Annotated in this window: 22 protein-coding genes and 1 other RNA gene; 7 read left to right on the forward strand and 16 right to left on the reverse strand. The window is 69.3% G+C overall.

Annotated elements, in window-relative coordinates; all coding sequences use genetic code 11:
* Positions 1-12 precede the first annotated feature (12 nt).
* The 9 genes from AL346_RS01860 to AL346_RS01895 all read right to left on the reverse strand — a co-directional run bounded on the left by AL346_RS01860 (position 13) and on the right by AL346_RS01895 (position 9,048).
* Positions 13-1,446, reverse strand: coding sequence for a UDP-N-acetylmuramoylalanyl-D-glutamyl-2,6-diaminopimelate--D-alanyl-D-alanine ligase (locus AL346_RS01860; protein ID WP_053193191.1), 1,434 nt, complete (start codon positions 1,444-1,446; stop codon positions 13-15).
* On the reverse strand, positions 1,443-2,921 hold the full coding sequence (locus tag AL346_RS01865; protein ID WP_019403411.1) for a UDP-N-acetylmuramoyl-L-alanyl-D-glutamate--2,6-diaminopimelate ligase: 1,479 nt from the start codon (positions 2,919-2,921) through the stop codon (positions 1,443-1,445). The genes AL346_RS01860 and AL346_RS01865 overlap by 4 nt, the downstream gene beginning before the upstream one ends.
* Positions 2,918-4,699 (reverse strand): penicillin-binding protein 2, encoded by a 1,782-nt coding sequence (locus AL346_RS01870; RefSeq protein ID WP_019403412.1) that lies wholly within the window; start codon positions 4,697-4,699, stop codon positions 2,918-2,920. Before AL346_RS01870 ends, AL346_RS01865 begins: the two co-directional genes overlap by 4 nt.
* Positions 4,699-5,091: a hypothetical protein gene (locus AL346_RS01875; protein WP_019403413.1), complete on the reverse strand. Its 393-nt coding sequence runs from the start codon at positions 5,089-5,091 to the stop codon at positions 4,699-4,701. The genes AL346_RS01870 and AL346_RS01875 overlap by 1 nt, the downstream gene beginning before the upstream one ends.
* Positions 5,088-6,128 carry a 16S rRNA (cytosine(1402)-N(4))-methyltransferase RsmH gene (gene rsmH, locus AL346_RS01880; RefSeq protein ID WP_040405074.1) on the reverse strand — a complete coding sequence of 347 codons (1,041 nt, stop codon included), beginning with the start codon at positions 6,126-6,128 and terminating at the stop codon, positions 5,088-5,090. The genes AL346_RS01875 and rsmH overlap by 4 nt, the downstream gene beginning before the upstream one ends.
* Complete coding sequence (gene mraZ / locus AL346_RS01885) at positions 6,128-6,634, reverse strand: division/cell wall cluster transcriptional repressor MraZ (protein ID WP_019403415.1); 507 nt, start codon at positions 6,632-6,634, stop codon at positions 6,128-6,130. Before mraZ ends, rsmH begins: the two co-directional genes overlap by 1 nt.
* Before the next feature lie 523 nt (positions 6,635-7,157).
* Positions 7,158-7,557, reverse strand: an RNA gene (gene rnpB / locus AL346_RS20490) — RNase P RNA component class A.
* Between the two features lie 95 nt (positions 7,558-7,652).
* Positions 7,653-8,363: a lytic transglycosylase domain-containing protein gene (locus tag AL346_RS01890; RefSeq protein WP_245258927.1), complete on the reverse strand. Its 711-nt coding sequence runs from the start codon at positions 8,361-8,363 to the stop codon at positions 7,653-7,655.
* Positions 8,364-8,487: 124 nt separating this feature from the next.
* A complete protein-coding gene (locus AL346_RS01895) occupies positions 8,488-9,048 on the reverse strand; it encodes a lytic transglycosylase domain-containing protein (RefSeq protein WP_082312593.1) in 561 nt (186 codons plus the stop codon).
* Between the two features lie 327 nt (positions 9,049-9,375).
* Here AL346_RS01895 and AL346_RS01900 point away from each other — a divergent pair, with 327 nt between their 5' ends.
* The 3 genes from AL346_RS01900 (at position 9,376) to AL346_RS01910 (ending at position 11,373) form a co-directional block, all read left to right on the forward strand.
* Positions 9,376-9,645: a hypothetical protein gene (locus AL346_RS01900; RefSeq protein WP_019403418.1), complete on the forward strand. Its 270-nt coding sequence runs from the start codon at positions 9,376-9,378 to the stop codon at positions 9,643-9,645.
* A gap of 187 nt (positions 9,646-9,832) precedes the next feature.
* Entirely contained in the window at positions 9,833-10,588 is a 756-nt protein-coding gene (locus tag AL346_RS01905) for a molecular chaperone DjiA (protein WP_019403419.1), read from the forward strand.
* The gene (locus tag AL346_RS01910) at positions 10,585-11,373 is read left to right on the forward strand and encodes an N-acetylmuramoyl-L-alanine amidase (RefSeq protein ID WP_019403420.1); all 789 of its coding nucleotides are present in this window, start codon (positions 10,585-10,587) and stop codon (positions 11,371-11,373) included. Before AL346_RS01905 ends, AL346_RS01910 begins: the two co-directional genes overlap by 4 nt.
* Before the next feature lie 192 nt (positions 11,374-11,565).
* Here the strand turns inward: AL346_RS01910 and metH are convergent, their stop codons facing one another.
* The 4 genes from metH to AL346_RS01930 all read right to left on the reverse strand — a co-directional run bounded on the left by metH (position 11,566) and on the right by AL346_RS01930 (position 18,036).
* The gene (metH, locus tag AL346_RS01915) at positions 11,566-15,309 is read right to left on the reverse strand and encodes a methionine synthase (RefSeq protein ID WP_019403421.1); all 3,744 of its coding nucleotides are present in this window, start codon (positions 15,307-15,309) and stop codon (positions 11,566-11,568) included.
* 22 nt (positions 15,310-15,331) lie between these two features.
* Complete coding sequence (gene metF / locus AL346_RS01920) at positions 15,332-16,258, reverse strand: methylenetetrahydrofolate reductase [NAD(P)H] (RefSeq protein WP_040405059.1); 927 nt, start codon at positions 16,256-16,258, stop codon at positions 15,332-15,334.
* On the reverse strand, positions 16,258-17,271 hold the full coding sequence (locus AL346_RS01925) for a metalloregulator ArsR/SmtB family transcription factor (RefSeq protein ID WP_019403423.1): 1,014 nt from the start codon (positions 17,269-17,271) through the stop codon (positions 16,258-16,260). The genes metF and AL346_RS01925 overlap by 1 nt, the downstream gene beginning before the upstream one ends.
* A 345-nt stretch (positions 17,272-17,616) precedes the next feature.
* Positions 17,617-18,036 (reverse strand): 4-oxalocrotonate tautomerase family protein, encoded by a 420-nt coding sequence (locus AL346_RS01930; RefSeq protein WP_019403424.1) that lies wholly within the window; start codon positions 18,034-18,036, stop codon positions 17,617-17,619.
* A 112-nt stretch (positions 18,037-18,148) separates the two neighbouring features.
* Here AL346_RS01930 and AL346_RS01935 point away from each other — a divergent pair, with 112 nt between their 5' ends.
* Positions 18,149-18,997, forward strand: coding sequence for a LysR family transcriptional regulator (locus tag AL346_RS01935; RefSeq protein ID WP_019403425.1), 849 nt, complete (start codon positions 18,149-18,151; stop codon positions 18,995-18,997).
* 5 nt (positions 18,998-19,002) lie between these two features.
* Here the strand turns inward: AL346_RS01935 and AL346_RS01940 are convergent, their stop codons facing one another.
* Both AL346_RS01940 and AL346_RS01945 read right to left on the reverse strand, forming a co-directional pair.
* The gene (locus tag AL346_RS01940; protein ID WP_053193193.1) at positions 19,003-19,707 is read right to left on the reverse strand and encodes a B3/4 domain-containing protein; all 705 of its coding nucleotides are present in this window, start codon (positions 19,705-19,707) and stop codon (positions 19,003-19,005) included.
* A 90-nt stretch (positions 19,708-19,797) separates the two neighbouring features.
* Positions 19,798-21,264 (reverse strand): AMP nucleosidase, encoded by a 1,467-nt coding sequence (locus AL346_RS01945; protein ID WP_026015347.1) that lies wholly within the window; start codon positions 21,262-21,264, stop codon positions 19,798-19,800.
* A 381-nt stretch (positions 21,265-21,645) separates the two neighbouring features.
* Between AL346_RS01945 and AL346_RS01950 the strand changes: the two genes are divergently transcribed.
* Positions 21,646-22,374, forward strand: a complete 729-nt coding sequence (locus tag AL346_RS01950; RefSeq protein ID WP_019403428.1) for an SGNH/GDSL hydrolase family protein — start codon at positions 21,646-21,648, stop codon at positions 22,372-22,374.
* A 310-nt stretch (positions 22,375-22,684) separates the two neighbouring features.
* Positions 22,685-23,140 (forward strand): NUDIX hydrolase, encoded by a 456-nt coding sequence (locus tag AL346_RS01955; RefSeq protein ID WP_040405065.1) that lies wholly within the window; start codon positions 22,685-22,687, stop codon positions 23,138-23,140.
* An 11-nt stretch (positions 23,141-23,151) separates the two neighbouring features.
* Here the strand turns inward: AL346_RS01955 and AL346_RS01960 are convergent, their stop codons facing one another.
* Positions 23,152-24,405, reverse strand: a complete 1,254-nt coding sequence (locus tag AL346_RS01960) for a D-amino acid dehydrogenase (protein ID WP_019403430.1) — start codon at positions 24,403-24,405, stop codon at positions 23,152-23,154.
* A 165-nt stretch (positions 24,406-24,570) separates the two neighbouring features.
* Between AL346_RS01960 and AL346_RS01965 the strand changes: the two genes are divergently transcribed.
* The gene (locus tag AL346_RS01965) at positions 24,571-25,026 is read left to right on the forward strand and encodes an Lrp/AsnC family transcriptional regulator (protein ID WP_019403431.1); all 456 of its coding nucleotides are present in this window, start codon (positions 24,571-24,573) and stop codon (positions 25,024-25,026) included.
* The last annotated feature ends 9 nt before the right edge of the window (positions 25,027-25,035 follow it).

Here is a 25,035-nt window from a genome sequence, read left to right on the forward strand (position 1 = left end):
TGTCTTCTCCGCTTACATGTCCGCTTCGGCACGCGCCGCTTCACGGGGGTAGCGATCCTTGAGGGTGGCGACGATGCGCGAGACGTACGTGCTCTTGGAGCCCTTGACCATGACGACGTCGCCGCCGCGCAGCGCGCCGACGAGTTCCGGCTCGAGCTCCGCAGGTGTCTGCGCATAGCGCCCGCGCATTTCCTGCGGAAGGGCCTGCCACAGGTTTTTCATCAGCGGACCGCAGGCGAAGACCAGATTGACGCCGCTTTGCGCCACGAACTCGCCGAGGGCGCGGTGCAGCGCCGGCCCGTCCGGCCCGAGCTCCAGCATGTCGGCGAGAACCGCGATGCGCCGGCCGCGCAGCCCCACGTCCGCCTCGGCGAGCGTGTCGACCGCCGCCCGCATGGAGGCGGGATTGGCGTTGAAGCTCTCGTCGACGAGCGTGATCGTGCCGCCCGGCCCCTTCATCGACGTGCGCTCGCCGCGCCCGATGATCGGCTGGAGCTCGCCGAGGCCGAGCCCGGCAAGGGCGATGTCGGCCCCGAGCGCCTTGACCGCCGCCATGACGGCGAGGCTGTTGAGCGCGACGTGCCGGCCCGGGCTGCCGAGCCGGTAGGTGATGGCCTCGCCGAAGACCCGGGCCTCGACGATCGTCATGTCGGACTTGAGAAGGATGCGCTCGGCCCGCACGTCCGCCCCCTCCTGCTCGCCGAAGGAGACGATGCGGCCGGCCGGAGAGGCCGCCGCGTGCAGCTTCAGCCGCTCGAAATGGGGATTGTCGCGGTTGATGATGGCCGTGCCGCCCGGCTCGATGCCGGAGAAGATCTCGCCCTTGGCATCGGCAATCGCTTCGACCGAGGGGAAGAATTCGAGATGCACGGGCCCGACGGTGGTGATGATGGCGACGTGAGGGCGCACCTGCGCCACGAGCGCGGCGATCTCGCCCGGCGCGTTCATGCCGATCTCGAAGATGCCGTAGGCGCTGTCGCGCGGCATGCGCATCAGCGTCAGCGGCACGCCCCAGTGGTTGTTGTAGGAGGCGACGGCCGCATGCGTCCTGCCCTGCTTGCCGAGGGCGAGGCGCAGCGCCTCCTTGGTGCCGGTCTTGCCGACCGATCCCGTGACGGCGACGACCTGCGCCTTCGTGCGTGCGCGCGCGGCGCGCGCAGCCGCGCCCATGGCCGCAAGCACGTCGGGCACCACCAGCAGCGGCCCGAGGTGCGACAGGGCATCGAAATGCGCCTCGTCGACGAGCGCCGCTGCCGCGCCCTTGGCGAGCGCATCGGCGACGAATTCATGCCCGTCGCGGCTGCCGGCGAGCGCGCAGAAGAGATCGCCCGGCGCGAGCGTGCGCGTGTCGATCGACACGCCGGAGATGGTGTCGGGCAGGCCGCCGTGCGCCCGGGCGCCGAGCGCGCCGAGGATTTCGAGGCCTGTCCAGAGGGCGTCGTTCATCGTTCAAGGTCCGCAACGGCCGCGAGCACGGCCTCGTGATCGGAAAACGGTATGGTCGTTGACCCGACGATCTGGCCCGTTTCATGACCTTTTCCGGCGACGACGAGAACATCCCCAGGTCCGAGCTCGGCAACCGCCGTGCGGATCGCCTCGGCGCGGTCGCCGATCTCGCGTGCATCGGGGGCCGCGGCGAGAATGGCGGCGCGGATCGTCGCGGGGTCCTCGGAGCGTGGATTGTCGTCGGTGACGATGACGACGTCGGCCTTCTCGCTGGCGATGGCGCCCATCATCGGCCGCTTGCCCGGATCGCGGTCGCCGCCCGCGCCGACGACGACGAAGAGCCGCCCGGTGGCATAGGGCCGCAGCGCATCGAGCACATGGGCGAGCGCATCGGGCTTGTGCGCATAGTCGACGACGACGAGCGCGCCGTTGACCTCTGCCACCCGCTCGAGGCGCCCCTTGACGCCGGCAATGCCGGCAAGCCCGCGGACGATGTCCTCCATCACGCAGCCGGCCGCGAGCGCGAGCCCGGCCGCGACGACGGCGTTCGCCGCCTGGAAGTCGCCGGCGAGCGGCAGCAGCACCTCGTGGAAATGGCCTTCATGCGCCAGCTTGAGGCGCTGCGAAAAGCCCTCGCGCGCAACGTCGGCGATGGCGATGTCGCGGCCGGCCCGGCCGACGCTGATGACATCGAGCCCCCGCGCCTCGGCAATCGCCTCGATCCGCGCGGCCTCCGGCGCGTCGGCATTGACGACGGCGATCGCCCCTTCGGGCAGGAGGCGCTCGAAGAGCCGGAGCTTGGCCGTGAGATAGGCCTCGACGGTCGGGTGATAGTCGAGGTGGTCGCGGCCGAGATTGGTGAAGGCGGCAGCCGCGAGGCGCACGCCATCGAGCCGCCGCTGGTCGAGCCCGTGCGAAGACGCCTCCATGGCAAGGTGCGTCACGCCCTCGCCGGCGAGGCGGTCGAGCGTCTGGTGCAGGGCGATCGGATCCGGCGTGGTCAGGGAGCCGTAGTGGGCACCCGACGGCGCGACCACGCCGATGGTGCCGAGGCTCGCCGCCTCATGGCCGCAGGCCGCGAAGAGCTGGCGCGCGAATTCGGCGACGGAGCTCTTGCCGCTCGTGCCCGTGACGGCGACGATCGTGCCGGGCTGGTGGGGAAAGACCCGCGCTGCGGCCAGCGCCAGCGCCCGGCGGGCGTCGATGACGGAGCCGAAGATCACCTCCCGCGGAAAGTCCTCGGGCCGGCCTCCCTCCGCCACCACGGCGGCGGTGCCGCGCGCCAGCGCATCCGCGATATAGCGCCGCCCGTCCTCGCGCGCGCCCGCGAGCGCGACGAAGACGTCGCCCGGCTGCACCTTGCGCGAATCGAAGGCAACGCCGCGCACGCGCACGGGTGCATGGAGCGTTCCGGCGAAGGCATCGGGCAGGATGTCGCCTAGTGCAAAACCGTCGGTGCGTGCAGCGTCCGTCATTGGATGCCCCAGGCGCCGGCCTGCGCCATGGCCGGGAATGGCCGGTACGGCTTCTCGAACCGCGGCGGCAGGCCGAGCAGCGGCGCGACGCGCTCGATCACCTTGCCGGTCGTCACGCCGGCATTCCAGGCGGCCGTGGAATAGCCGTAGGTCTCCGGCAGGCCCTGCGGCTCGTCGTACAGCACCACGAAAAGATACTTCGGGTCGTCCGCCGGCGCGATGGCCATGAAGGTGGTGAAGTTCTTGTTGCGGTCGTAGCGGCCGTTGATGACCTTTTCGGCGGTGCCGGTCTTGCCGCCGATGTAGTAGCCGCGCACCGCCGCCTTGCGGGCCGAGCCGCGCTCGGCATTGAGGCGCATGATGTAGCGCATGGCCTCGCTCGTCTTCGGGCTCACCACCTGGCGGGCGCCCGCAAGCGCCTCCTCCTCGTCCCGCTTGAGGAAGGTCGGGGTGATGAAATGACCGCCGTTGATCAGCGCCGCCGTGCCCGCCGCGGCCTGGATCGGCGCCACCGCGAGGCCGTGACCGTAGGAGATGGTGATGGTGTTGAGCTCGCCCCAGCGCGGGGGAAGGATCGGCTCCGCGCTCTCCGGCAGCTCCGTGCGCAGGCGGTCGAGCTGGCCGAACTTCCTGAGCGTCGCCTTGTGACCCTCGACGCCGACCGTCAGGGCCATCTTGGCCGTGCCGATGTTGGACGAGTGGATGAAGATCTCCGGCACGGAGAGGATGCGGTTCTGGCCGTGATAGTCGCGGATCGTGAAGCGGCCGTAGCGCATGACGCCGCGGGCGTCGAAGGTGGAGTTGATGTTGACCTTGCCGGAATCGAGCGCCATCGCCGTGGTGATGGCCTTGAAGGTCGAGCCCATCTCGTAGACGCCGACATTGATGCGGTTGATCCGGTCGGGATCGAGCGCCTCGACGGGGTTGTTCGGGTCGAAATCCGGCAGGGAGGCGAGCGCGACGACCTCGCCCGTCTTCACGTCGAGGATGAGCCCGGCGGTGGCCTTGGCCTTGAATTTCTCCATGCCCTTGACGAGCTCGTCGCGCAGCGCGTGCGTCGCGCGCAGGTCGATCGAGAGCTTGATGGGCTCGAGGTCGGTCGCCCGGGTCGCGAAACCCGCCCCCGCCAGCGCCCGCAGGCCGAGGCCGTCGATATATTTCTCGATGCCGGCGATGCCCTCGTTGTCGACATTGGCGAAGCCGAGCACGTGCGAGGCGATGGGCCCGTTCGGATAGACGCGCTTGTTCTCCGTGAGGAAGCCGACGCCGGGGATGCCGAGGCGGTGCACCTCGACCTGCTGGCGCGGCGTGATCTCGCGCTTGACCCAGACGAAGCCGCGCCGGGTGCCGAGCTTCTCGCGCAGCTCGCGGGCGTTGAGGTCGGGCAGCACCGCCGTCAGGAGCTCGGTCGCCTCGTCCTTGTCGATGATGTTGCGCGGCTCGGCATAGACCGACACGGTCTTCACGTCGGTCGCGAGCAGGATGCCGTTGCGGTCGACGATGTCCGGCCGGGCGATGGAAATCTCGGCCGAGGCGCGGCGCAGGTCGCCCGGCGCATCGGGCGCCACCGCCAGCAGGACGAGGCGGCCGGTGATGACGACGAACAGGCCGGCGAAGGCGAGGGTCACGACGCCGACCCGCGCCTGCGACTTCTCGACCCTCAGGCTGAAGACACCCGCGAGGAAACGGCGCAGGCGCGCCGCCCGCGTCTCGGTGGCGGCCTTCTGACTGGGTTTCTGCTGCGGGGCGGTCGGATCCGTGTCGTGCATGGCATCCATCACCGGCTGGAGGTCGAGGGCGTGCGTGCGTCGGCATCGCCGGCACCGGGGGTCGCGGTCGGCGCCGAGAGGCCGAGGTCTTCGAGCTTGCGCCCGATGGCGTCGACCTGCGCCTTGCGCTCCGGCACATCCTGCAGGCGCACGATCTGCTGCACCTGGAGCGGCTGCAGGTCGAGATGGCTGGCGGCGAGCGCCTGCACGCGGTCCGGCCGGCTGAGCAGCTGCCACTCGGCCCGCATCACGGCGATCGCGTCCTTCTCGCGCTGCACCTGGGCCTTGAGCTTGGCCACCTGCTCCGACAGGTAGATCGTGTCGTACTTGATCGAATAGGCGTAGCCCGCCGAGGCGACGAGCGCGCCGATGGCGGCGATGTGCAGAAACCGGACAATCATCGCCCGCCCCTCCGTTTCGGCGCCGGCAGGCTCGCGAGCAGCGCGAGCGCCTCGTCCTCGCCCTGCGGCGGCGCCTCCGTCCGCTCGCCGGCGCGCAGCTTGGCCGACCGGGCGCGCGGGTTCGCCGCCACCTCCGCCGCCCCGGGCGCGACGGCGCCGCGCGCAACGAGCGTGAAGGACGGCTCCGGCCCGGCGAGCCCCGGCACGTGCCGCGAGCCGCCGCCGGCGCGGCCGCTGCGCCGCGCCAGGAACTGCTTGACGATGCGGTCTTCCAGCGAATGGAAGGTGACCACGACGAGCCGGCCGCCCGGCTTCAGGATGCGCTCGGCCGCGACGAGCGCTCGCACCAGTTCGCCGAGCTCGTCGTTGACGGCGATCCTGAGCGCCTGGAACGTCCGCGTCGCCGGATGCGGGCCATGGGGATCGGCCCTGACGACGCCAGCGACGAGTTCCGCGAGCCGACGCGTCGTCTCGATGGGGGCGCTTTTGCGCGCCGCGACGATGGCGCGCGCCACGGCGCGGGAGCGCCGCTCCTCGCCGTAGTGATAGATGATGTCGGCGAGCACCTGCTCGTCCGCCGTGTTGACGAGGTCCGCCGCGCTCTCGCCGCTCTGCTCCATGCGCATGTCGAGAGGGCCGTCGAAGCGGAAGGAGAAGCCCCGCCCGGCCTCGTCGAGCTGCATGGAGGAGACGCCGATGTCGAGGACGACGCCGTCGGCCGGCGCAAAACCCGCGTCCTCCGCCAGCACGTCGAGATCGCCGAAACGGCCATGGGCGAGCACCAGCCGCCCGCCGCTCGCCGCCATGAGATCGGCCCCGCCGGCAATGGCGTCGGGATCACGGTCGATGCCGAGAACGCGAAGGTCGGGCGCCGCCGCCAGGATGGCGCGCGTATAGCCGCCCGCCCCGAAGGTGCCGTCGACATAGGCGCCGCCGCCGCGCGGCGAAAGATGCGCCATCACCTCCCCCAGGAGCACGGGAACATGACGGGCCGGTCCGCCAGCGGCGTCGGCCGAGCCGTCGCCGCGGCCCGTCATCATTCCCGTGCTCCGGGAGGCATGCCGCCCGGCCTCGATGCGAGAGGCGTGGCCAACCCCCTCGCCGCGCCGAGCGACTTCTTGAGATCCCGGACCTTGGCGCGCGCCTCTTCGAGATGCGCACGGAAGCGCTCCGGCTCCCAAAGCTGAAACTTGTGCCCATGACCCACGAAGGTGACCGTATCGGCCAGACCCGCATGCTCCCTGAGCGTGTCGGTGAGGATCACGCGCCCCTCCGGATCGACCTTGAGCACCTCGCTGGTGCCCAAGAGTGCGGTCGAGAGATGATCGCGCTCCTCCGAATAGGGCGAAAGCGTCGACAGAAGCCCGTCGATCTCCGCCAGCAATGCGTTGCCGCCCGCATCGAGCGCCGGCGCATCGAGCGCCGGATGAACATAGAGCCCCTCGAAACCGTCCCGCGCCAGCACGGCCCGGAACGACGCGGGGATCGACACACGCCCCTTCGCGTCCACCCGGTTCGTGAAGTTGGACACGAAGCGGTCCATGGCCCCCTGCCCTTGCGGCACCGTTCGCTTCCACCGGAGCCACGGCCGCACCGCCGCACCCCACCCCATCGCCACCATTGAATCCGACCGGCCGCGAGCCCCGCACCGCCCTGGTGCCGGCCCCGCGAAGCTCGAAACAGACGTCCAGCGACGGGATGATTTGGGATAGCATGGGAAATCATGGTCGTCAACGGAATCGGACGCCCCGGCGGCAAGCGTCGAAGCAGCTACGATGACAGCGCGACATGGTTAACGAAGGGTTTCGGGGGCCCGGAAAGCACCGCCTGACACCGCGAATTTTCGCAATTGAGGCAACGGCTTCCGCCAGACAGGCGACAGGCGGCGGCAAAGCCGACATGCAAATGCCCGCGACAAGCGCGGGCATGACGAGGGGGAGCGGCGGCGCTCCAGCGCCCGTGCTCGTGCGTGCGGCCGGACGAGGCACGGCAATGCAAGCATGCGGCAGCAGATCGGACGCGGCCCATCCCGCCGTCCGATGCCGTTCATGAATCAGGAGAAAGAAAATGCCAGTCGGCCTGTAAGCCGGGTTCTGTATGGCCCGGGTCGCCCCGGACGTGACGGCCATTCATCTGGGACGGTCGTTGCCGACCGCCTCGAGCAACCAACCCGGACGACAGGCCTGGAAACCGGCCCGGACGCTTGCGCGCCCCCGTCGTCCCTATTCGGTTTTGCTCCCGGTGGGGTTTGCCGTGCCGCCGACGTTGCCGCCGGCGCGGTGCGCTCTTACCGCACCCTTTCACCCTTGCCCTTCTCCGCCGGGGCTTCGAAGGGCGGTTTGCTTTCTGTGGCACTGTCCCTGGGGTCGCCCCCGCCGGACGTTATCCGGCACCGTGTTTCCTGGGAGCCCGGACTTTCCTCCGCACATGGGTCGCCCCGCATGCGGCGGCCGTCCGGCCGACTGGCGCACCCGGCATATGGGATTGCGCCCGCCGGGGTCAAGCGTCACGCGCAAGACACCCGGCGGCGTGCATCAGGAGATCGAAGGAGCGGAGATCGATCAGGATTCCTGCGAGCCGAGGCTCGCGACGATCGTGCGCACCTTGGAGCAATAGGCGCGGTTCGCGCCGTTCATGCGCTTGGCGTAGTGGCCGCTCTGGTAGCGCATCACGGTGGTGCAGGTGTCGCCGCCCGACATCTGGTAGGCCTGGGCGAGGTACTTCACGGCATAGCGCAGGTTGGTGTCCGGATCGTAGAGCCCGGCCGCCGAACCGCCGTAGCCGAGACCGCGGGCGGTCTGGTGCTTGATCTGCATGAGGCCGTAGGCGCCACCGTTGTAGGCACGCGGATTGTAGCGGCTCTCGACACGCACGACCGCGTCGACGAGGGCGAACGGCAGGCCATGCTCCTTGGCGTGCTTGGCGATGAGGTCGCGGTAACGCTCGCGGGTCGAATGGACATAGCCCAGCGCGCGGCCGTTCTTGACCACCTTGCCGCGCTCGGCTTTGACCGGCGCCTTGTCCCGCGCAGCCACCTTGTCCCGCGCAGCTTCGGTCCGGGCGACCGCCGCCTCGTGCGAGCGCGCACGCGCCTTCACGGTCTTGCGGGCAGCCTCGCGGGAGGGCTCCGACGCGGTCTGGTCGATCTTGGTGATGTCGGCGCGCGGCTGGAACAATACCTCGTACTGGTCGGACTGATCGGCCAGAGCCGGCGTGGCGGAAACGATGAGGATGGAAGAAATGCCGAAAGCGGCGGAACGCAAACTCTTCAAAACGCGTACTCCTTGACCCTTACACACACAAAAGGACATCCCGTCCGGGGCTGGCGCCCCGGCCATGCTTCGCTCGGCACTGTTTCGGGATACGTCCGTTACCGGCTCGTCCTGCTGTTTCTCCTCAAGATCGAGCCGCCAACAGGGGCCTCACCTTGGCGCAATAGCGCCGCGCGGCAGCCGTCATCGACCGGGCGCGATGGCCGGCCTGATAACGGAGGATCGTGCCGCAGGTGTCCCCGCCCGCGAGGCGATAGGCCTCGGCGAGATAGCGAATTCCGAAGGTCAGATTGGTCTCGGGATCGAACAGACCCTCGCGCGAGCCGCTGTAGCCATAGGCCCGCGCCGTGGCGAAGCTGATCTGCGTCAGCCCCAGGTTGCCGCCGTTGCGCGCCTGCGGATTGTAGTTGCTCTCGAGCCGGACGACCGCGTCGGCGAGATCGGCCGGGACGCCCCGCTCGGCCGCGTGGCGGGCGATGAGGATCCGCACGCGGGACCGGTTGTCCGGCGCCGGAACGGTCCGCCCGGCCGCGCGCTCGCCGAGGCCCGCGGGGCGTGGAACCGGCATCGCCGCCGCCGCAACGGTCTCGCCCGCGGCCGATACCTTATCCCCGTCTCCCGTCTGGGCGCAGGCCGAGGCCGACACCGCCAGAGCGACGCAACAGACCGCCAGTCGTCCTACCATGATCGCCCCCATCCCCGAGGCAACAGCCATTGAATAGACGGAGGACTTCACCCAAGAATGAGGCACATATCGGGCGGCGGCAGGGAATTTGAATGTTAAAGTAAAAGATATACACTTTTTCTGAAGGAAAAATTGCCAAATACATGGATGTGATATACTATTATTTTCTATAACAAGAAATTATCAACAGGAAAGTCCGCGCACATGGAGCGACACAAAGAAACCGCCTTGTAGCGAGCAGAAATTGTCGTGGCAACAAGCCGCGCGTAGAATGGCAATCTCGGCCGCGCCGGATACCGGCCGGCCCAGTGGAACAGGAGCAATACCATGAAGCGTCATCTCAGGCAGGGCGCCGTACTTGGACTGGTTGCGCTCGGCCTTGCCGCCTGCAACACCCCGCAGGACCGGGCTGTCGGCGGCGCGCTGATCGGCGGTGCGGCCGGAGCCGCCATCGGCGGCGTAGCGACCGGTGACGTCGGCGGAGCGCTCGTCGGCGGCGCCATCGGTGCCGCCGGAGGTGCCGTGGTCGGCGCGGCCACTGCTCCGCGCTGCGACTACTATTACTATCGCGGCCGCCGCTATCGCGAGTGCTACTGAAGATCTGCGCGCGGCCGGACCGGCCGCGCGCACGCTCCCGGCCGCCTTTCCCGCCTTGCCAAGAACCCCCTGCCCCGCTAGCTCTCTCCTGCCTTGTCTGTTGAGGCCGGCGTCGCGCCGCCCCGGCGCGGAACAAGCGCGCGGGCGCAGCATCGGGGCAGCGGTGGCAGGGAAGCGGTCTCGACCCATGTGGGGCAAATTCGGCTGGGGCAAGCTCGGCGGCGCCGGCATCGGACTGGCCATCGGCGGCCCGCTCGGCGCTCTTCTCGGCGCACTTGCCGGCCATCTCCTCATCGATGACGCCAACGCCCTCTTCCGGCCGCCACCGCGGCAGGTCGTGTTCACGACCGGGCTCGTCGCGCTCGCCGCCAAGATGGCGAAGGCGGACGGCGTCGTCACGGGCTCCGAGATCCGCGCCTTCCATGCCATCATCGAAGCGCCGGCCGAGGAATTCGCCCAGATCGCACGCCTGTTCAACCTCGCCAAGGCGACCACGGCCGGCTTCGAGGCCTATGCCCGCCAGCTGGCCGCCCTCCTCGCCGACGAGCCGGCGCTGCTCGAGGACGTGCTCGACGGCCTCTTCCTCATCGCCGCGGCCGACGGCGCCCTGCACGAGCACGAACTCGCCTATCTCGCGACCGTCGCCCGCATCTTCGGCCTGAGCGAAGCGGACTTCGCGCGCATCGAGGCCCGTCACGTACACCGCACGGACGATCCCTATGTCATCCTCGGCGCGGACCGCGGCATGAGCGACGCGGAGCTGCGCCGTCTCTACCGCCGGCGCATCGCCGAGAGCCATCCCGACCGGGAGATCGCCCGCGGCCTGCCGCCCGAGGCCGTGCGCATCGCCACCGACCGCACTGCCGCCCTCAATGCCGCCTGGGACGAGATCGTGCGCCAGCGACGGATGAACGAGAAAGAGCCCGCAAAGGTCACGTCATGAGCGAGCAGCCCAAACCCGACAGCCCCGTCGCCGCCAAGGTCTTCCCCTCCCCGAACCACGGCGAGCGCTTGGGCGCGGACGGCATGCCGCGCCGTCCCGACATGCTGGTGCTGCACTACACCGGCATGCCGGACGCGGGCGAGGCGCTGCAGCGCCTGTGCAACCCCGCGGCCGAGGTCTCCGCGCATTATTTCGTCTTCGAGAACGGCCACGTGCTGCAGCTCGTGCCGGAGGGGCGCCGCGCCTGGCATGCGGGCAAGGCCTCATGGGCCGGCGAGCGCGACATCAACTCGGCCTCGATCGGCATCGAGATCGCCAACCCGGGCCATGACGGTGGCCTTCCGCCCTATCCCGCGGCGCAGATCGCCGCCGTCATCGCGCTCAGCCGTGACATCGTCTCCCGTTGGTCGATCCCGGCCGACCGCGTCCTCGGCCATTCCGACGTCGCGCCTGAGCGCAAGCTGGATCCTGGTGAACTTTTCCCCTGGGAGGAGCTCAACCGCGCCGGCATCGGCCATTTCGTGCGCCCGGCACCGGTGCGCGGCGGGCGCTTCCTCAGCCCCGGCGAGAGCGGCCAGCCGGTCGAGGCGCTGCAGGCGATGCTCGCCATGTACGGCTACGACATCGCGCTCACCGGCCGCTACGACGAGGCGACCACCGCCGTCGTCGCCGCCTTCCAGCGCCATTTCCGCCCCGAGCGCATCGACGGCATCGCCGATGCCTCGACCATCACCACCCTGCGCGACCTCATCGCCGGCCGGCCGGCGGCAACCGTGATCGTGTGAGTGGGCATGCGAAATAGCTGCCGGTAGCACGAGACCCAAACGGCGTTGGTGCTTCCAGGCTGCCCCTTTCCGTCGTCATGGCCGGGCTCGTCCCGGCCATCCACGCCTTTGAGGTTGCTCGACATGTCAAGGCGTGGATGCCCGCGACAAGCGCGGGCATGACGGCGAGGAGCGATGCTTCTGGTCTGCTGATTACTCCGCCGCCTGGCGCGCGTAGGTCGCCGGGTCGTAGTTGAGGATGGGGGCGAGCCAGCGCTCCACCTCGGCGATCTCCATGCCCTTGCGCAGGGCATAGTCCTCCACCTGGTCGCGCTCCACCTTGGCGACGCCGAAGTAGAAGGCGTCCGGATGGGCGATGTAGAGCCCGGAGACGGACGAGCCCGGCCACATGGCGAAGCTCTCGGTGAGCTTCACGCCGATGCGCCGCTCCGCCTCGAGCAGGCGGAAGAGCGTGTCCTTCTCCGTATGGTCCGGCTGGGCCGGATAGCCCGGCGCCGGGCGGATGCCCGCATATTCCTCCCGGATCAGCGCGTCGTTGTCGAGCGCCTCGTCCGGGGCATAGGCCCAGAACTCCTTGCGCACGCGCTGGTGCATGCGCTCGGCGAAGGCCTCGGCGATGCGGTCGGCAAGCGCCTTGACCATGATGGAGGCATAGTCGTCGTTGGCGCGCTCGAAGCGCCGGGCGATGCGCTCCTCCTCGATGCCCGCCGTCACCACGAAGCCGCCGACATAATCGGGCTTCACCCCCTCGGGTGCCACGAAATCGGCGAGCGCCACATTGGGCCGCCCGTCACGCCGCGTGAGCTGCTGGCGCAACGTGAAGAAGGTGGCGAGCTTCTCCTGCCGGCTCTCGCCCGTATAGAGCGCGATGTCGTCGCCGACCGCGTTCGCCGGCCAGAAGCCGATGACGGCCTTCGGGTTGAACCAGCGCTCCTCGACGATGCGCTTCAGCATCGCCTGCGCATCCTCGTAGAGCTGGCGCGCCGCCGCGCCCTGCTCCTCGTCCTCGAGGATCGCCGGGAAGCGGCCCTTCAGCTCCCAGGTCTGGAAGAAGGGCGTCCAGTCGATGCAGCGGACGAGTTCCCCGACGTCGTAGGAGCGGAACACGCGCGTGCCGAGGAAGGTCGGCTTCGGCGGCGCATAGCCCGCCCAGTCGATCTTGACCGCGTTGGCGCGGGCCTTCTCCAGCGGCACGCGCTGCTTGTCGGCCTCGCTGCGCGCATGGGCACTGGCGACCTTGGCATATTCGCCGCGCACCGTCTCGATATAGGGGCCGCGCTGCTCCGACGACAGGAGGGCCGAGACGACGCCGACGGCGCGGCTCGCGTCATTGACGTGCACCGCCTGCCCACGGGCATAGTTGGGGTGGATCTTCACCGCCGTGTGCACGCGGCTGGTCGTCGCGCCGCCGATGAGGAGCGGGATGTCGAAGCCCTCGCGCTCCATCTCCGAGGCGACGAAGCACATCTCGTCGAGCGACGGCGTGATGAGGCCGGAGAGGCCAATGATGTCGACCTTCTCCTTGCGCGCGGTGTCGAGGATCTTCTGGGCCGGCACCATGACGCCGAGGTCGATGACCTCATAGTTGTTGCACTGCAGGACCACGCCGACGATGTTCTTGCCGATGTCGTGCACGTCGCCCTTCACCGTCGCCATCAGCACCTTGCCGGCGGCGGGCCGGTCGGTGATGCCCTCGGCCTCCTTCTCCTGTTCCATGTAGGGCATGAGATAGGCGACCGCCTGCTTCATGACGCGAGCGGACTTCACCACCTGCGGCAGGAACATCTTGCCCGCGCCGAAGAGGTCGCCGACCACGTTCATGCCGGCCATCAACGGGCCTTCGATGACGTGCAGCGGCCGCGCGGCGGCAAGGCGCGCCTCCTCGACGTCCTCCTCGATATAGTCCGTGATGCCGTTGACGAGCGCGTGCTCCAGCCGCTTGTCGACCGGCCAGGTGCGCCAGGTGAGGTCCTGCTCCCTGGCTTGCTTGCCCTTGCCCTTGAAGTTCTCGGCGAGCGCCAGCAGCCGCTCGGTCGCGTCCTTGCGGCGGTTGAGGACGACATCCTCGCAGGCCTCGCGCAGCTCCGGCTCGATCTCGTCATAGACGGCGAGCTGGCCGGCGTTGACGATGCCCATGTCCATCCCCACCCCGATGGCGTGGTAGAGGAAGACGGCGTGCATCGCCTCGCGCACCGGCTCGTTGCCGCGGAAGGAGAAGGAGAGGTTCGAGACGCCTCCGGAGACATGCGCGTGCGGCAGGCTCTCGCGGATGCGGCGCGTGGCGTTGATGAAATCGACGCCGTAGTTGTCGTGCTCCTCGATGCCGGTCGCCACGGCGAAGACGTTGGGATCGAAGATGATGTCCTCGGGCGGGAAGCCGACCTTCTCGGTCAGCAGCTTGTAGGCGCGCGTCGAGATCGCGACCTTGCGGTCTTCCGTATCGGCCTGCCCCGTCTCGTCGAAGGCCATGACGACGACCGCGGCGCCGAAGGCCCGGCAGATGCGTGCCTCGGCGAGGAACTTCTCCTCGCCCTCCTTGAGCGAGATGGAATTGACGATGGCCTTGCCCTGCACGCATTTGAGCCCGGCCTCGATCACCTCGAACTTCGAGGAATCGATCATCACCGGCACGCGGGCGATGTCGGGCTCGGCTGCGATGAGATTGAGGAACTCGACCATGGCCTTCTGGCTGTCGAGCAGGCCCTCGTCCATGTTGACGTCGATGACCTGCGCGCCGTTCGCCACCTGGTCGCGCGCGACGTCCAGCGCCGCGGCGTAGTCGCCGGCCGTGATCAGCTTGCGGAACCGGGCCGAGCCGGTGACGTTGGTGCGCTCGCCGACATTGACGAAGGGAATGTCGGGCGTGAGCACGAAGGGCTCGAGCCCGGCGAGGCGCATGCGCGGCGCGATCTCGGGGATGGCACGCGGGGCCTTGCCGTCGACCGCCTCGGCGATCGCCCGGATATGCGCCGGCGTCGAGCCGCAGCAGCCGCCGACGAGGTTGACGAGGCCGGCCTCGGCGAATTCCGCGATCATCGCCGCCATCGCTTCCGGGCTCTCGTCGTAGAGGCCGAATTCGTTGGGCAGGCCGGCGTTCGGATAGGCGCAGACGAAGGTGTCCGCGACCTTGCCGATTTCCTGGATGTGGGCGCGCATCTCGCGCGCGCCGAGGGCACAGTTGAGGCCGACCGAGAAGGGCTCGGCATGGCGCACCGAATACCAGAAGGCCTCCGGCGTCTGGCCCGAGAGCGTGCGGCCCGAGAGGTCCGTGATCGTGCCCGAGATCATGACGGGCAGGTCGACGCCCTTCTCGGCGAAGACGCGCTTGGCTGCGACGATGGCCGCCTTGGCGTTGAGCGTGTCGAAGATCGTCTCGATGAGGATGATGTCCGAGCCGCCGTCGACGAGGCCCCGCACCTGCTCGGCATAGGCGTCGCACACCTCGTCGAAGGTCACGGCGCGGAAGCCGGGGTTGTTGACGTCGGGCGAGATGGAGAGCGTACGGTTGGTCGGCCCGACGGCACCGGCGACGAAGCGGCGCCGTCCGTCCTCCGCCTCGGCGATGCGGGCGGCCGCGCGGGCGAGGCGCGCGCCTTCGACATTGAGCTCGTAGACGATCGCCTGCAGCGCATAGTCCGCCTGGGCGATCGAGGTGCCCGAGAAGGTGTTCGTCTCGACGATGTCGGCCCCGGCGCGGAAATAGGCGAGGTGCACGTCGCGCACCGCGTCCGGCTGGGTGAGGATGAGGAGGTCGTTGTTGCCCCGCAGCTCCCGGTTGTGGCTGCGGAAGCGGTCGCCGCGAAAGTCCTCCTCCGAGAACTTGTAGGCCTGCAGCTCGGTGCCCATGGCCCCGTCGAGCACGAGGATGCGCTGGCGCGCGGCTTCGGTGAGGGCCTTGCGCACCTCGGCGCCATCGGCGGGGCGAACGTCTGTCATGTCAAAACGACCTTTGAATGGGTTACGCCACCGCCGCGGCGGCCACGGGCTCGGCCACCGCCGTCCCGGCCCTGAGGCCGAGCAGATGGCAGATGGCATAGACGAGGTCGGCGCGGTTCATCGTGTAGAAGTGCAGGTCCGTCACGCCGCGGTCGACGAGGTCGATGACCTGCTCGGCCGCGACCGCCGCCGCGATGAGGCGCCGCGTCTCCACGTCCTGGTCGAGGCCGTCGAAGCGGCCCGCGAGCCAGGCCGGGATGCTCGCCCCCGCGCGCGCGGCGAAATTGGCCGCCTGCTTGAAGTTCTGCACCGGCAGGATGCCCGGGACGATGGGAATGTCGATGCCGCGGGCCCGGACCTTGTCGAGGTAGCGGAAATAGACGTCGTTGTCGAAGAAGAACTGGGTGATGGCGCGCGTCGCGCCTGCATCCACCTTGCGCTTCAGAAGCTCGATGTCGGCGTCGATGGAGACGCTCTCCGGGTGCTTTTCCGGATAGGCCGAGACGGAGACCTCGAAATCGGCGACGGCGCGGATGCCGGCGACGAGCTCGGGCGAGCCGTCATAGCCGCCGGGATGCGGCGTGTAGGCGGCGCCGATGCCCTCGGCCGGGTCGCCGCGCAGGGCCACGATGTGGCGCACGCCCGCCGCCCAATAGGCGCGGACGACCTCGTCCACCTCCGGGCGGGTCGCCGAGACGCAGGTGAGATGCGCGGCCGGCGCGAGCGGCGTCTCCTCGACGAGGCGCTTCACCGTGCTGTGCGTGCGCTCGCGCGTCGAGCCGCCGGCCCCGTAGGTGACGGAGACGAAATGCGGCCCGAGCGGCGCCAGCCGCTCGATGGAGGCCCACAGCGTCGCCTCCATCTCCGGCGTCTTCGGCGGGAAGAATTCGAAGGAGACGCGCACCGGGCACGCGCCGCGACGACTGGGGCGGAAGGGAGCGTGCGACATCAGGCGACCTCTTTCTCGGGTGCTTGCAAGGGCCAGTCCGTGACGACGCGCCTGTCGCGCGCCAGCCACAGGCAGACGGTGAGCTTGTCGGCGTCGCTGCGCGGCGGCTTCAGTTCGCGCGTCGCCACGAGATCGAGCCCCGCTTCGGCGAACCACTGGGCGATCTGCTCATGGGCGAAGCCGAGGCGACGGTGGGCGTGCTCGGCGCGCAGGAACTCGAGCTCGTGCGGCGCGAAATCGACCACGAGCAGGCGCCCGCCCGGTGCCAGCACCGCCGCCGCCTCGCGGATGGCCCGCGCGGGATCGTCGAGGTAGTGCAGCACCTGGTGCACGAGCACGAGGTCGAAGGCGTTGCGCTCGACCGGCAGGGCATAGATGTCGCCCTGGCGCAGCTCGATGCCGGAGAGCCCGGCCCGCTCGATATTGGCCCGGGCCACCGACAGCATGGCATGATTGGCATCGACGGCGACCGCCCGGCGGGCGAGCGGCGCGACGAGCTGCAGCATGCGCCCGGTGCCGGTGCCGAGGTCGAGGAAGGCGTTGAGCGGCTTCTCGCCGATGGCCTCGCGCACCGCCTCCTCCACCGCCTCTTCCGAGACGTGCAGCGAGCGGATGCGGTCCCAGTCCGCGGCAAGACGCGCGAAGAAGGCCTGCGCGCTCTCGGCGCGCGCCTTGCGCACCGCGGCGAGCCGCGCCCGGTCGGCGGCGAGCTGCTGGTCGTCGTGATCGAGGCTTTCCAGAACCGCCCGGATCGCCGCCGCGGCCCCGTTGCGGTGATCGAGGCGAAAGAAGGCCCAAGCCCCCTCGCGATGGCGCTCGACGAGCCCCGCCTCGGTGAGCAGCTTCAGATGCCGCGAGATGCGCGGCTGCGACTGGCCGAGGATGTCGGTGAGATCGGAAACGTTGAGCTCGCCATCCGCGAGCAGCGCCAGGATGCGCAGGCGCGTCTCCTCCGCCGCGGCCTTGAGCCCGGCGAGCAAGGTCGTGAATGGCAGTGACAGCGGCTGGCGCATCGCTCTTGTCCGACAGATATAAACATATGTTTATATGAACCTGAGAGAGATGCAAGAACGAACACGGTTCGACGCAGACAAAACGCATACGGGCAGCAAGCATGAGGGCGGCCGCGATCCTCCCCCGCACCGGGGGAGGTGGCACCGCGAAGCGGTGACGGAGGGGGCCGCACGGCTGAGATTGTGAACACCGTTCCCGGCCCTCACCCCACCCGTCTCGGTCCTGCGGACCGATCCACCCTCCCCTGCAGGGGAGGGATCAATAGCGCTCTTTCACGTGCGATAGCCCTTCCCTTCCAGGATACGGGCATCAAGCCCGGTTGCCTCAGCGCATCCCGTCGCCGTTCAGGCCGGCACCGGCGCCTTCATCCTCGCCGCCATCGCCCGCTCGTCCTGCGTGCGGCCGCCGTAGCCGTAGGCGAAGCCGCGCGCCTCCGTCACATGGACGTAGCTTTCCTCGTGCAGCGGCCCGAGCAGGCGGCCCATGGCGGCGAAGGTCGCGGCGATGAATTCCGCCGTCTCCGCGCGCGTGTTCGTGCCCTCCGTGATGCGGATGGACAGCCAGAAGCTCGCAAGCCCGCTCTCGGCGAGCGCATGGCCGCCGCAGAACCAGTCCTCCGCCGCGATCTCCTCCACCACCACAGCCGTGACGGCGGGGGACTTGCCCAGAATGTCGGCCGCAAGGGCGCTCGCCGTCCCTGCAATCTCGCGCCTGGCGACGCGGCGCCCCGGCGCCGCGGCAAACTTCACCTCGATGATCGGCATGGTTCGTCTCCTGCATTTTCGGATGCAGCAGGCTACCGCGGCGGCATAGATTGAAAAATCGCATCATCAGAGATAACAATGATTGCGAAATGAAATGACTCGCGGAATCACCATGGCGGCTCTCGACATCGACGCCGTTGAGGCCTTCGTTCTCACGGCCGATCTGCGCAGCTTCACCCGCGCGGCCGAAGTGCTGGGCACCACGCAATCGGTCGTGAGCCTGAAACTGCGCCGGCTGGAGGAGCGCCTCGGCCGACGCCTGCTGGAGCGCACGCCCCGTCTCGTCCGCCTCTCGCCCGAGGGTGCGGCCTTCCTGCAGCCGGCGCGCGACCTGCTCGCCGCCCACGAACGCGCCCTCGCCTGCGAGGCACCGCAGGAGCGGCGCCTCGTGCTCGGCATCAGCGACCATGTCGCCGGGCCCGACCTGCCCCGCCTCCTCGCCCGCCTCGGCGCGAGCGACCCGGCTCTGCGCATCGAGATCCGCTCGGGCTTCTCGCGGCCGCTGCTTCAGGCCTTCGACGCGGGCGAGCTCGATGCCGCGATCGTGCGGCGCGAGGCGGACCGGCGCGACGGCGAGGCGCTGTTCATCGACGATTTCGGCTGGTTCGCCGCCGAAAGCCTCGCGGGCAGCGCGCCGGTGGATCCCCTGCCGCTCGCCTCGCTGGCGCCGCCCTGCGGCGTGCGGGGGCATGCGCTGCGCCTGCTCGATGCGGCCGGGATCGCCTGGACCGAGGCCTTCGTCGGCAGCGGCATCGCCGCGGTCACCGCGGCCGTCGAGGCCGGCCTCGCCGTCGCGCCGCTCGCCGGTCGCATCGCGCCGCCCGGCGCCGTCGACATCGGGCCGGACTGGGGCCTGCCGGCCTTTCCCTCCTCGCCCGTCGTGCTGCACAGCCGGGCGAGCGATCCACGCACGCGCACGGCCCTGCGCACCCTCGCCGCGGCTTTTCGCGCGCGCCGATGACGGGATCAGAGCGTCACCACCGGCGTCGCATGGTCGGCGACGGCGACGCGGCAATGGCCGCCGCAATGGGCGGCGACGAGGGCGACGAAATCGGCGACCGCCGCCTCGAGGTCGCCGACGCCGTTCGCCTGTATGGTGGCGACGGCGCGCGTGGTGTTGGGATCGATGCCGGTGCGTGCATCCTGCCGCCAGTTCCAGCGCCGGCACAGCACGTGGCGGGCATCGGCATAGACCACCTCGCCGGGCTTCGGCGGGTCCTCCGGATCCGCATCGGCGGCGGCCGCCATATCGCGAAAGCTGTCGCCCTCGCGAGCGTAGCGGAAGGCGAGCGGCGGGGCGACCTTGTCGCGGTCGTCCGCCCCGCAGCAGAAGACGTGGGTCAGCGACACGACGTTGTAGAGGTCGACGAAGCTGTTGACGACGGGCAGCCGCTCGCCGGCGGTGACGCGCTTGACGAGCCGCTCGACCGAGGAGCGGTAGCTCGTCTTCTTGATGCCGAAGCCCTTGTAGGCCTCGCGCCAGGCGGCGATGCCCGGCACCTGCGACAGTTCGCGCTGGCCCCAGCGCTGCCGGCACTCGGCCTCGCGCTCGGCGATGAGCGCATCGAGGGCGGGCGGGCGCGCACCGGTGATCGCAAGATCGTCGACCGCCACCACCGCCACGCGGAATTTGGGAAAAGCCGCTGTGATGTCGGCGATCGACAGATGCATGGGAGGCCTCGCTGCTGGTCGGGGCCGCGAGCCTGCACCAATTGCCGCAGCCGATGCCATGCCGGTGGCGCATCGCGGGTCTGCGCGGGATCAGCGGAAGGGGGGTTCGTCGAAGCTGCGCAGCTTGCGTGAATGCAGCTGTGCCCGCTGGCTGCGCAGGAGGTCGAGCGCCTTGAGGCCGATCTCGAGATGCTCTCCCACCGCCCGCTCGTAGAAGGCGTTGGCCGCGCCGGGCAGCTTGATCTCGCCGTGCAGCGGTTTGTCGGAGACGCAGAGCAGGGTGCCGTAGGGCACGCGCAGGCGATAGCCCTGGGCGGCGATGGTGCCGCTCTCCATGTCCACCGCGATGGCGCGCGAGAGGTTGATGACCCGCCGCTCCTGCGACCAGCGCAGCTCCCAGTTGCGGTCGTCGTTGGTGAGGACGGTGCCGGTGCGCAGGCGCCGCTTCAGCGCCTCGCCCTTGTCGCCGGTCACGATGGCCGCCGCCTCCTGCAGGGCGACCTGCACCTCGGCAAGGGCCGGGATCGGCACATGCGTCGGCACCGCCTCGTCGAGGATGCGGTCCTGCCTGAGATAGGCGTGGGCGAGCACGTAGTCGCCGATCATCTGCGACTGGCGCAGGCCGCCGCAGTGGCCGATCATCAGCCAGCAGTGCGGGCGCAGCACGGCGAGATGGTCGGTGATGTTCTTGGCGTTCGCCGGCCCGACGCCGATGTTGACGAGCGTCACGCCATGGCCGTCGCGCGCCACGAGGTGATAGGCCGGCATCTGGAAGCGGTGCCAGGCGACGCCGGTGACGCGCGCGATGGCCTCGTCCTCCGCGAGCCCGCGCGGGATGACGACATTGCCCGGCAGCACCAGACGCTCATAGCGGTCGTCGTCGTTGAGCCGCGCCAGTGCCCAGCGCACGAACTGGTCGACGTAGCGGTGATAGTTGGTGAGCAGCACCCAGGGCTGGATGAGGCGCCAGTCGGTCCCGGTGTAGTGCACGAGCCGCCTGAGCGAGAAATCGACGCGGACCGCATCGAAGAGGGCGAGCGGGCGCGCCCTGCCCTCCTCGACCTCCCACAGTCCGTCGGCGATCTCGTCACCGACCGCGGCCAGCATGGGCGTCGGGAAGAAGCGCGCGAGCTCGGCCGCGCTCACGCCCTGCCCCGCGAGTTCGTCCCCCCGGTCGACGATATAGGGATAGGGAATGTCGAGCCCGCTGACGCCCACCTCCACGCGGGCGTCGAAATCCTGCATCAGGAGGCCGAGTTGCTCGACGAGATAAGGCCGGAAGGCCTCGGGCTGCGTCACCGTCGTCGAATAGACGCCCGGGCCCTGGAACTTGGCATAGGCGCGCGCCGAGACCGGCATGACGCCCTCCGGGCGATAGGTCACGCGCACTTCGGGATAGCGGAAGGTGGCCCGCTCGGCCGGCGTCGGCGGCTTGTGCTCCTTCAGATAGCGCTCGAGCGCGCCGCGCAGGGACTGGCAGGCCGCCCCATGCAGTGCCGCGAGCCGATCGACCGCTTCGCTCGCGCTCGCGACCTGCTCGAACCCGCCTGCCTTCATCACGTTCACGCGCCGTCTCCCTTGGCCCGCGGTCTCGGCCCGTAGCGGGCCCTCTGATCAAGGTGGCGCTTGCGCAACCACTCGTCCAGCCGGGCGGCCGCATTTGCCAAAACCGGGCATCTTTTGCCGACCTCGCCGCCGTGCTATTTGAGAGCATATCTGTAGCGGCGCGTCGCGCCGAGGGGGCGTATCATCTTGCACAATGTGTTGCGACTGACGTCGGCAGCAGTGCGTCGTGCGCCTGGCCGCCTGGGGTGCATCCTTCTCGCCGCGGCCGGGCTTCTCCTGTCGCCCGCCGCGCCACGCGCGCAGGAGAATGTCCGGATCCCCTCCCCTGCGGCGGCAGCGGACGCCGGCCCGGGCTGCGCCGCCCATCAGCCGATGCTGAAGGTCAACGACACGCTGGAGCGGACGGCCGAGCGCATCGCGACCGGGGCTCCGCTCACCATCCTCGCCATCGGCTCCTCGACGACGGCCGGCGTCGGCGCATCCGCTCCGGGCGCCGGCTACCCGCTGCAGCTCGAACGGCTCGTCGAAGCCGCCCTGCCGGGCATCGAGGTGCGCATGCACGTGTCGGGCGTCGGCGGCGAGACGGCGGCGCAGACGCTCGTTCGCCTCGAGCAGCAGCTCGCCATCGTGCAGCCGGACCTCGTGCTCTGGCAGGTCGGAACCAATGACGCCCTTGCCGACGTGCACGAGGATGCCTTCCGGGAGCTGATCGAGCGCGGCGTCACGAGCGTTCTCGCCACCGGCGCCGACCTTGTCCTGATCGACCAGCAGTTCTACCCCACCATCTCGCGGCCGGCGCGCTACGAACGCTTCGTGTCCATCGTCGACGACGTCGGCACGCGCATGAAGGCCTGCGTCTTCTCCCGCTACGGGCTCATGAAGACCTGGGCCCTCCATGCGCCGGGCGGCCTGCGCCCGATGCTGGCGGCAGACGGCTTCCACATGAGTGACCGGGGCTATGCCTGCCTCGCCGGCAGCCTCGCCCGGGAGATCATGGACGCCGCCCGCACGCCGGACGTCGCGGCGGCGACCCACACCCGGCTGGTCCCGTCGCCCGCCCCCCAGATCGTCCTGACGGCCGGCGGGGCGAGCGGCTTCTGAAGCTCTCCTGAAGCTTTTTTACGGAACAAGTCGGCGCTCGAATTGTTAGCCGGTTATGGTATATTCGATTCGTTCGGTTTTCGTTTCGCTTCCGCAGCAAACTTGCGGCAGGCGCGAGCGTGGCAGCCGTAGCCGACATGACAGTCCGCACAAAGGGGCGTATGACTGTTATGGCGCTGCCATAAGCGCCGCTTGCTCCCGCCGCTTCGATTGAGCAGCGCCCCTTCGCGAAGGGGCGGCGTTTTCGTTTTGCGGAGTGGCGGAAACCGGGCAGGCCCGTTAAGACCAGCGAGGTTCACAACAAAAAACGATGTATCAGGAGCCCATGGGCAAGTCCCGCCGCAAGCAGTTCGGTGCCATCCCGGTGCGTTTCACCCCGGAGGGCCAGCTCGAGATCATGCTGATCACCTCGCGCCAGACGCGCCGCTGGATCGTGCCCAAGGGATGGCCGATGAAGGGCCTCGACGGCCATGACACGGCGGCACGCGAGGCCTTTGAGGAGGCGGGCGTGGCCGGCTCCATCGCAGCCCACCCCATCGGCTCCTATGTCTATGCCAAGCGGTTGAAGCGCAACGCGACCGTCGACTGCGAGGTCGAGCTCTTCCCGCTGACGGTCGAGAAGGAGCGCCGCCGCTGGCCGGAGATGGACGAGCGCGAACGGCGCTGGTTCTCTCCCGACGAGGCGGCACAGCTCGTCGACGAGGAAGATCTCGCCAGCATCATCGAGAAGTTGCCCGACACCTTGGGCTCCGGCCAGCCCGGCTGACGCCGGCTCGCTCAGCTGTAGCGGCTCATGGCAAGGTCCGCCGTCTCGATCTCGGCCTTGCGCCCTCCGACGATGTCGGCGATGACGCGGCCGGAGCCGCAGGCCATCGTCCAGCCCAGCGTACCGTGACCCGTGTTGAGATAGAGGTTGGACAGGCGCGTCGGCCCGATCACCGGCGTGCCGTCCGGCGTCATGGGCCTCAGGCCGCACCAGAAGCTCGCCTTCGTCAGATCGCCCCCGTCCGGGAACAGGTCGCCGACGGAATGATCGAGCGTCGCGCGCCGGGCCGGCCGCAGCGTCATGTCATAGCCGCAGACCTCCGCCGTGCCGCCGACGCGGATGCGGTCGCCGAGGCGGGTGATCGCCACCTTGTAGGTCTCGTCCATCACCGTCGACACCGGTGCGGCCGCCTCGTCGACGACCGGCGCGGTGATCGAATAGCCCTTCACCGGATAGACCGGGATCGACAGGCCGAGCGGGCGCAGCAGCAGCGGCGAAAAGCTGCCCAGCGCCAGGACATAGGCATCGGCCGTGAGGAAGCCCGCATCGGTCGACGCGCCGGCAAGCCGCCCGCCCTCCACTGACAGGGCCTTGACGTTGACGCCCTGGCGGAAGACCACGCCCATGTCGGCGCACAGCGCCGCGAGCTTCTGCGTGAACAGGTGGCAATCGCCCGTCTCGTCGTCGGGCAGGCGGAACCCGCCGACGAACTTCTCGCGCACCCTCGCAAGGGCCGGCTCGGCCCGGATGCAGCCCTCGACGTCCAGCACCTCGTAGGGCACGCCTGACTCGGCGAGGATGGCCGCATCCTTCGCCGTCGCCTCCAGCTGCGCCGCCTCGCGGAAGAGCTGCAAGGTGCCGCGGCTGCGCTCGTCATAGGCGATGCCCGTCTCGGCGCGCAGGGCCCGCAGCAGGTCGCGGCTGTATTCGGCGAGCCGCACCATGCGGGCTTTGTTGACCGCGTAGCGCGCGCTCGTGCAGTTGGCGAGCATCTGCGCCATCCAGACCCACATCGCGGGATCGAGCCGCGGCCGCACGACGAGCGGCCCATGCTTCATCAGGAGCCACTTGACCGCCTTGACCGGCACGCCGGGCCCGGCCCACGGCGCGGAATAGCCGGGCGAGACCTCGCCGGCATTGGCATAGCTCGTCTCGAGCGCAGGCGCCGGCTGCCGGTCGACGACCGTGACCTCATGCCCAGCCTTGGCGAGGTAATACGCGCTGGCGACGCCGATCACGCCGCTGCCGAGAACGAGCACCTTCACGACATTCCTCCGCTCACCGGATCAGCCCCGCCGCATCAGCGGCAGGCGATGCCTGAGGCGCAGGATACACGCAATGATCCCCTCATTTCCTTGCATGATATCGAACTATATGCGAATATTAGCCGGATCATTGCAAATTATGTTCATGTTTTAGAGGAAAATTGCATGCGCGAGCTTGATGCGACAGACCTGCGCATGGTGCGCCTCCTGCGTCAGGACGGCCGGATGAGCAATGCCAAGCTCGCCACCGAGGTGGGCCTGTCGCAGTCGGCCTGCCTGCGGCGCCTGCACAACCTCGAGGAAAGCGGCGTCATCCGCGGCTATGCTGCCATCGTCGACGAGGGGCCGCGCAGCGACGCGACGGTGGTCATCGTGCAGATATCGCTCGAGCGTCAGACCGAGGAGTTCCTCCGCCGTTTCGAGGCCGCGGTGCGCAAGTGTCCCGAGGTGCAGGAGTGCTACCTGATGACCGGCCTCGCCGATTACCACCTGCGCGTCTCGGCCAAGGATGCCGCCGACTACGAGCGCATCCATACGGACGTCCTGTCGCGGCTACCCGGGGTCGCGCGCATCCAGTCGGCCTTCGCCATCCGCAGCGTCGTCCGTGCCGCCCGCCCGTGAGGGGACGGC

The sequence above is a fragment of the Chelatococcus sp. CO-6 genome (genome assembly GCF_001271345.1).
GTDB classification, from domain to species: Bacteria; Pseudomonadota; Alphaproteobacteria; order Rhizobiales; family Beijerinckiaceae; genus Chelatococcus_A; species Chelatococcus_A caeni.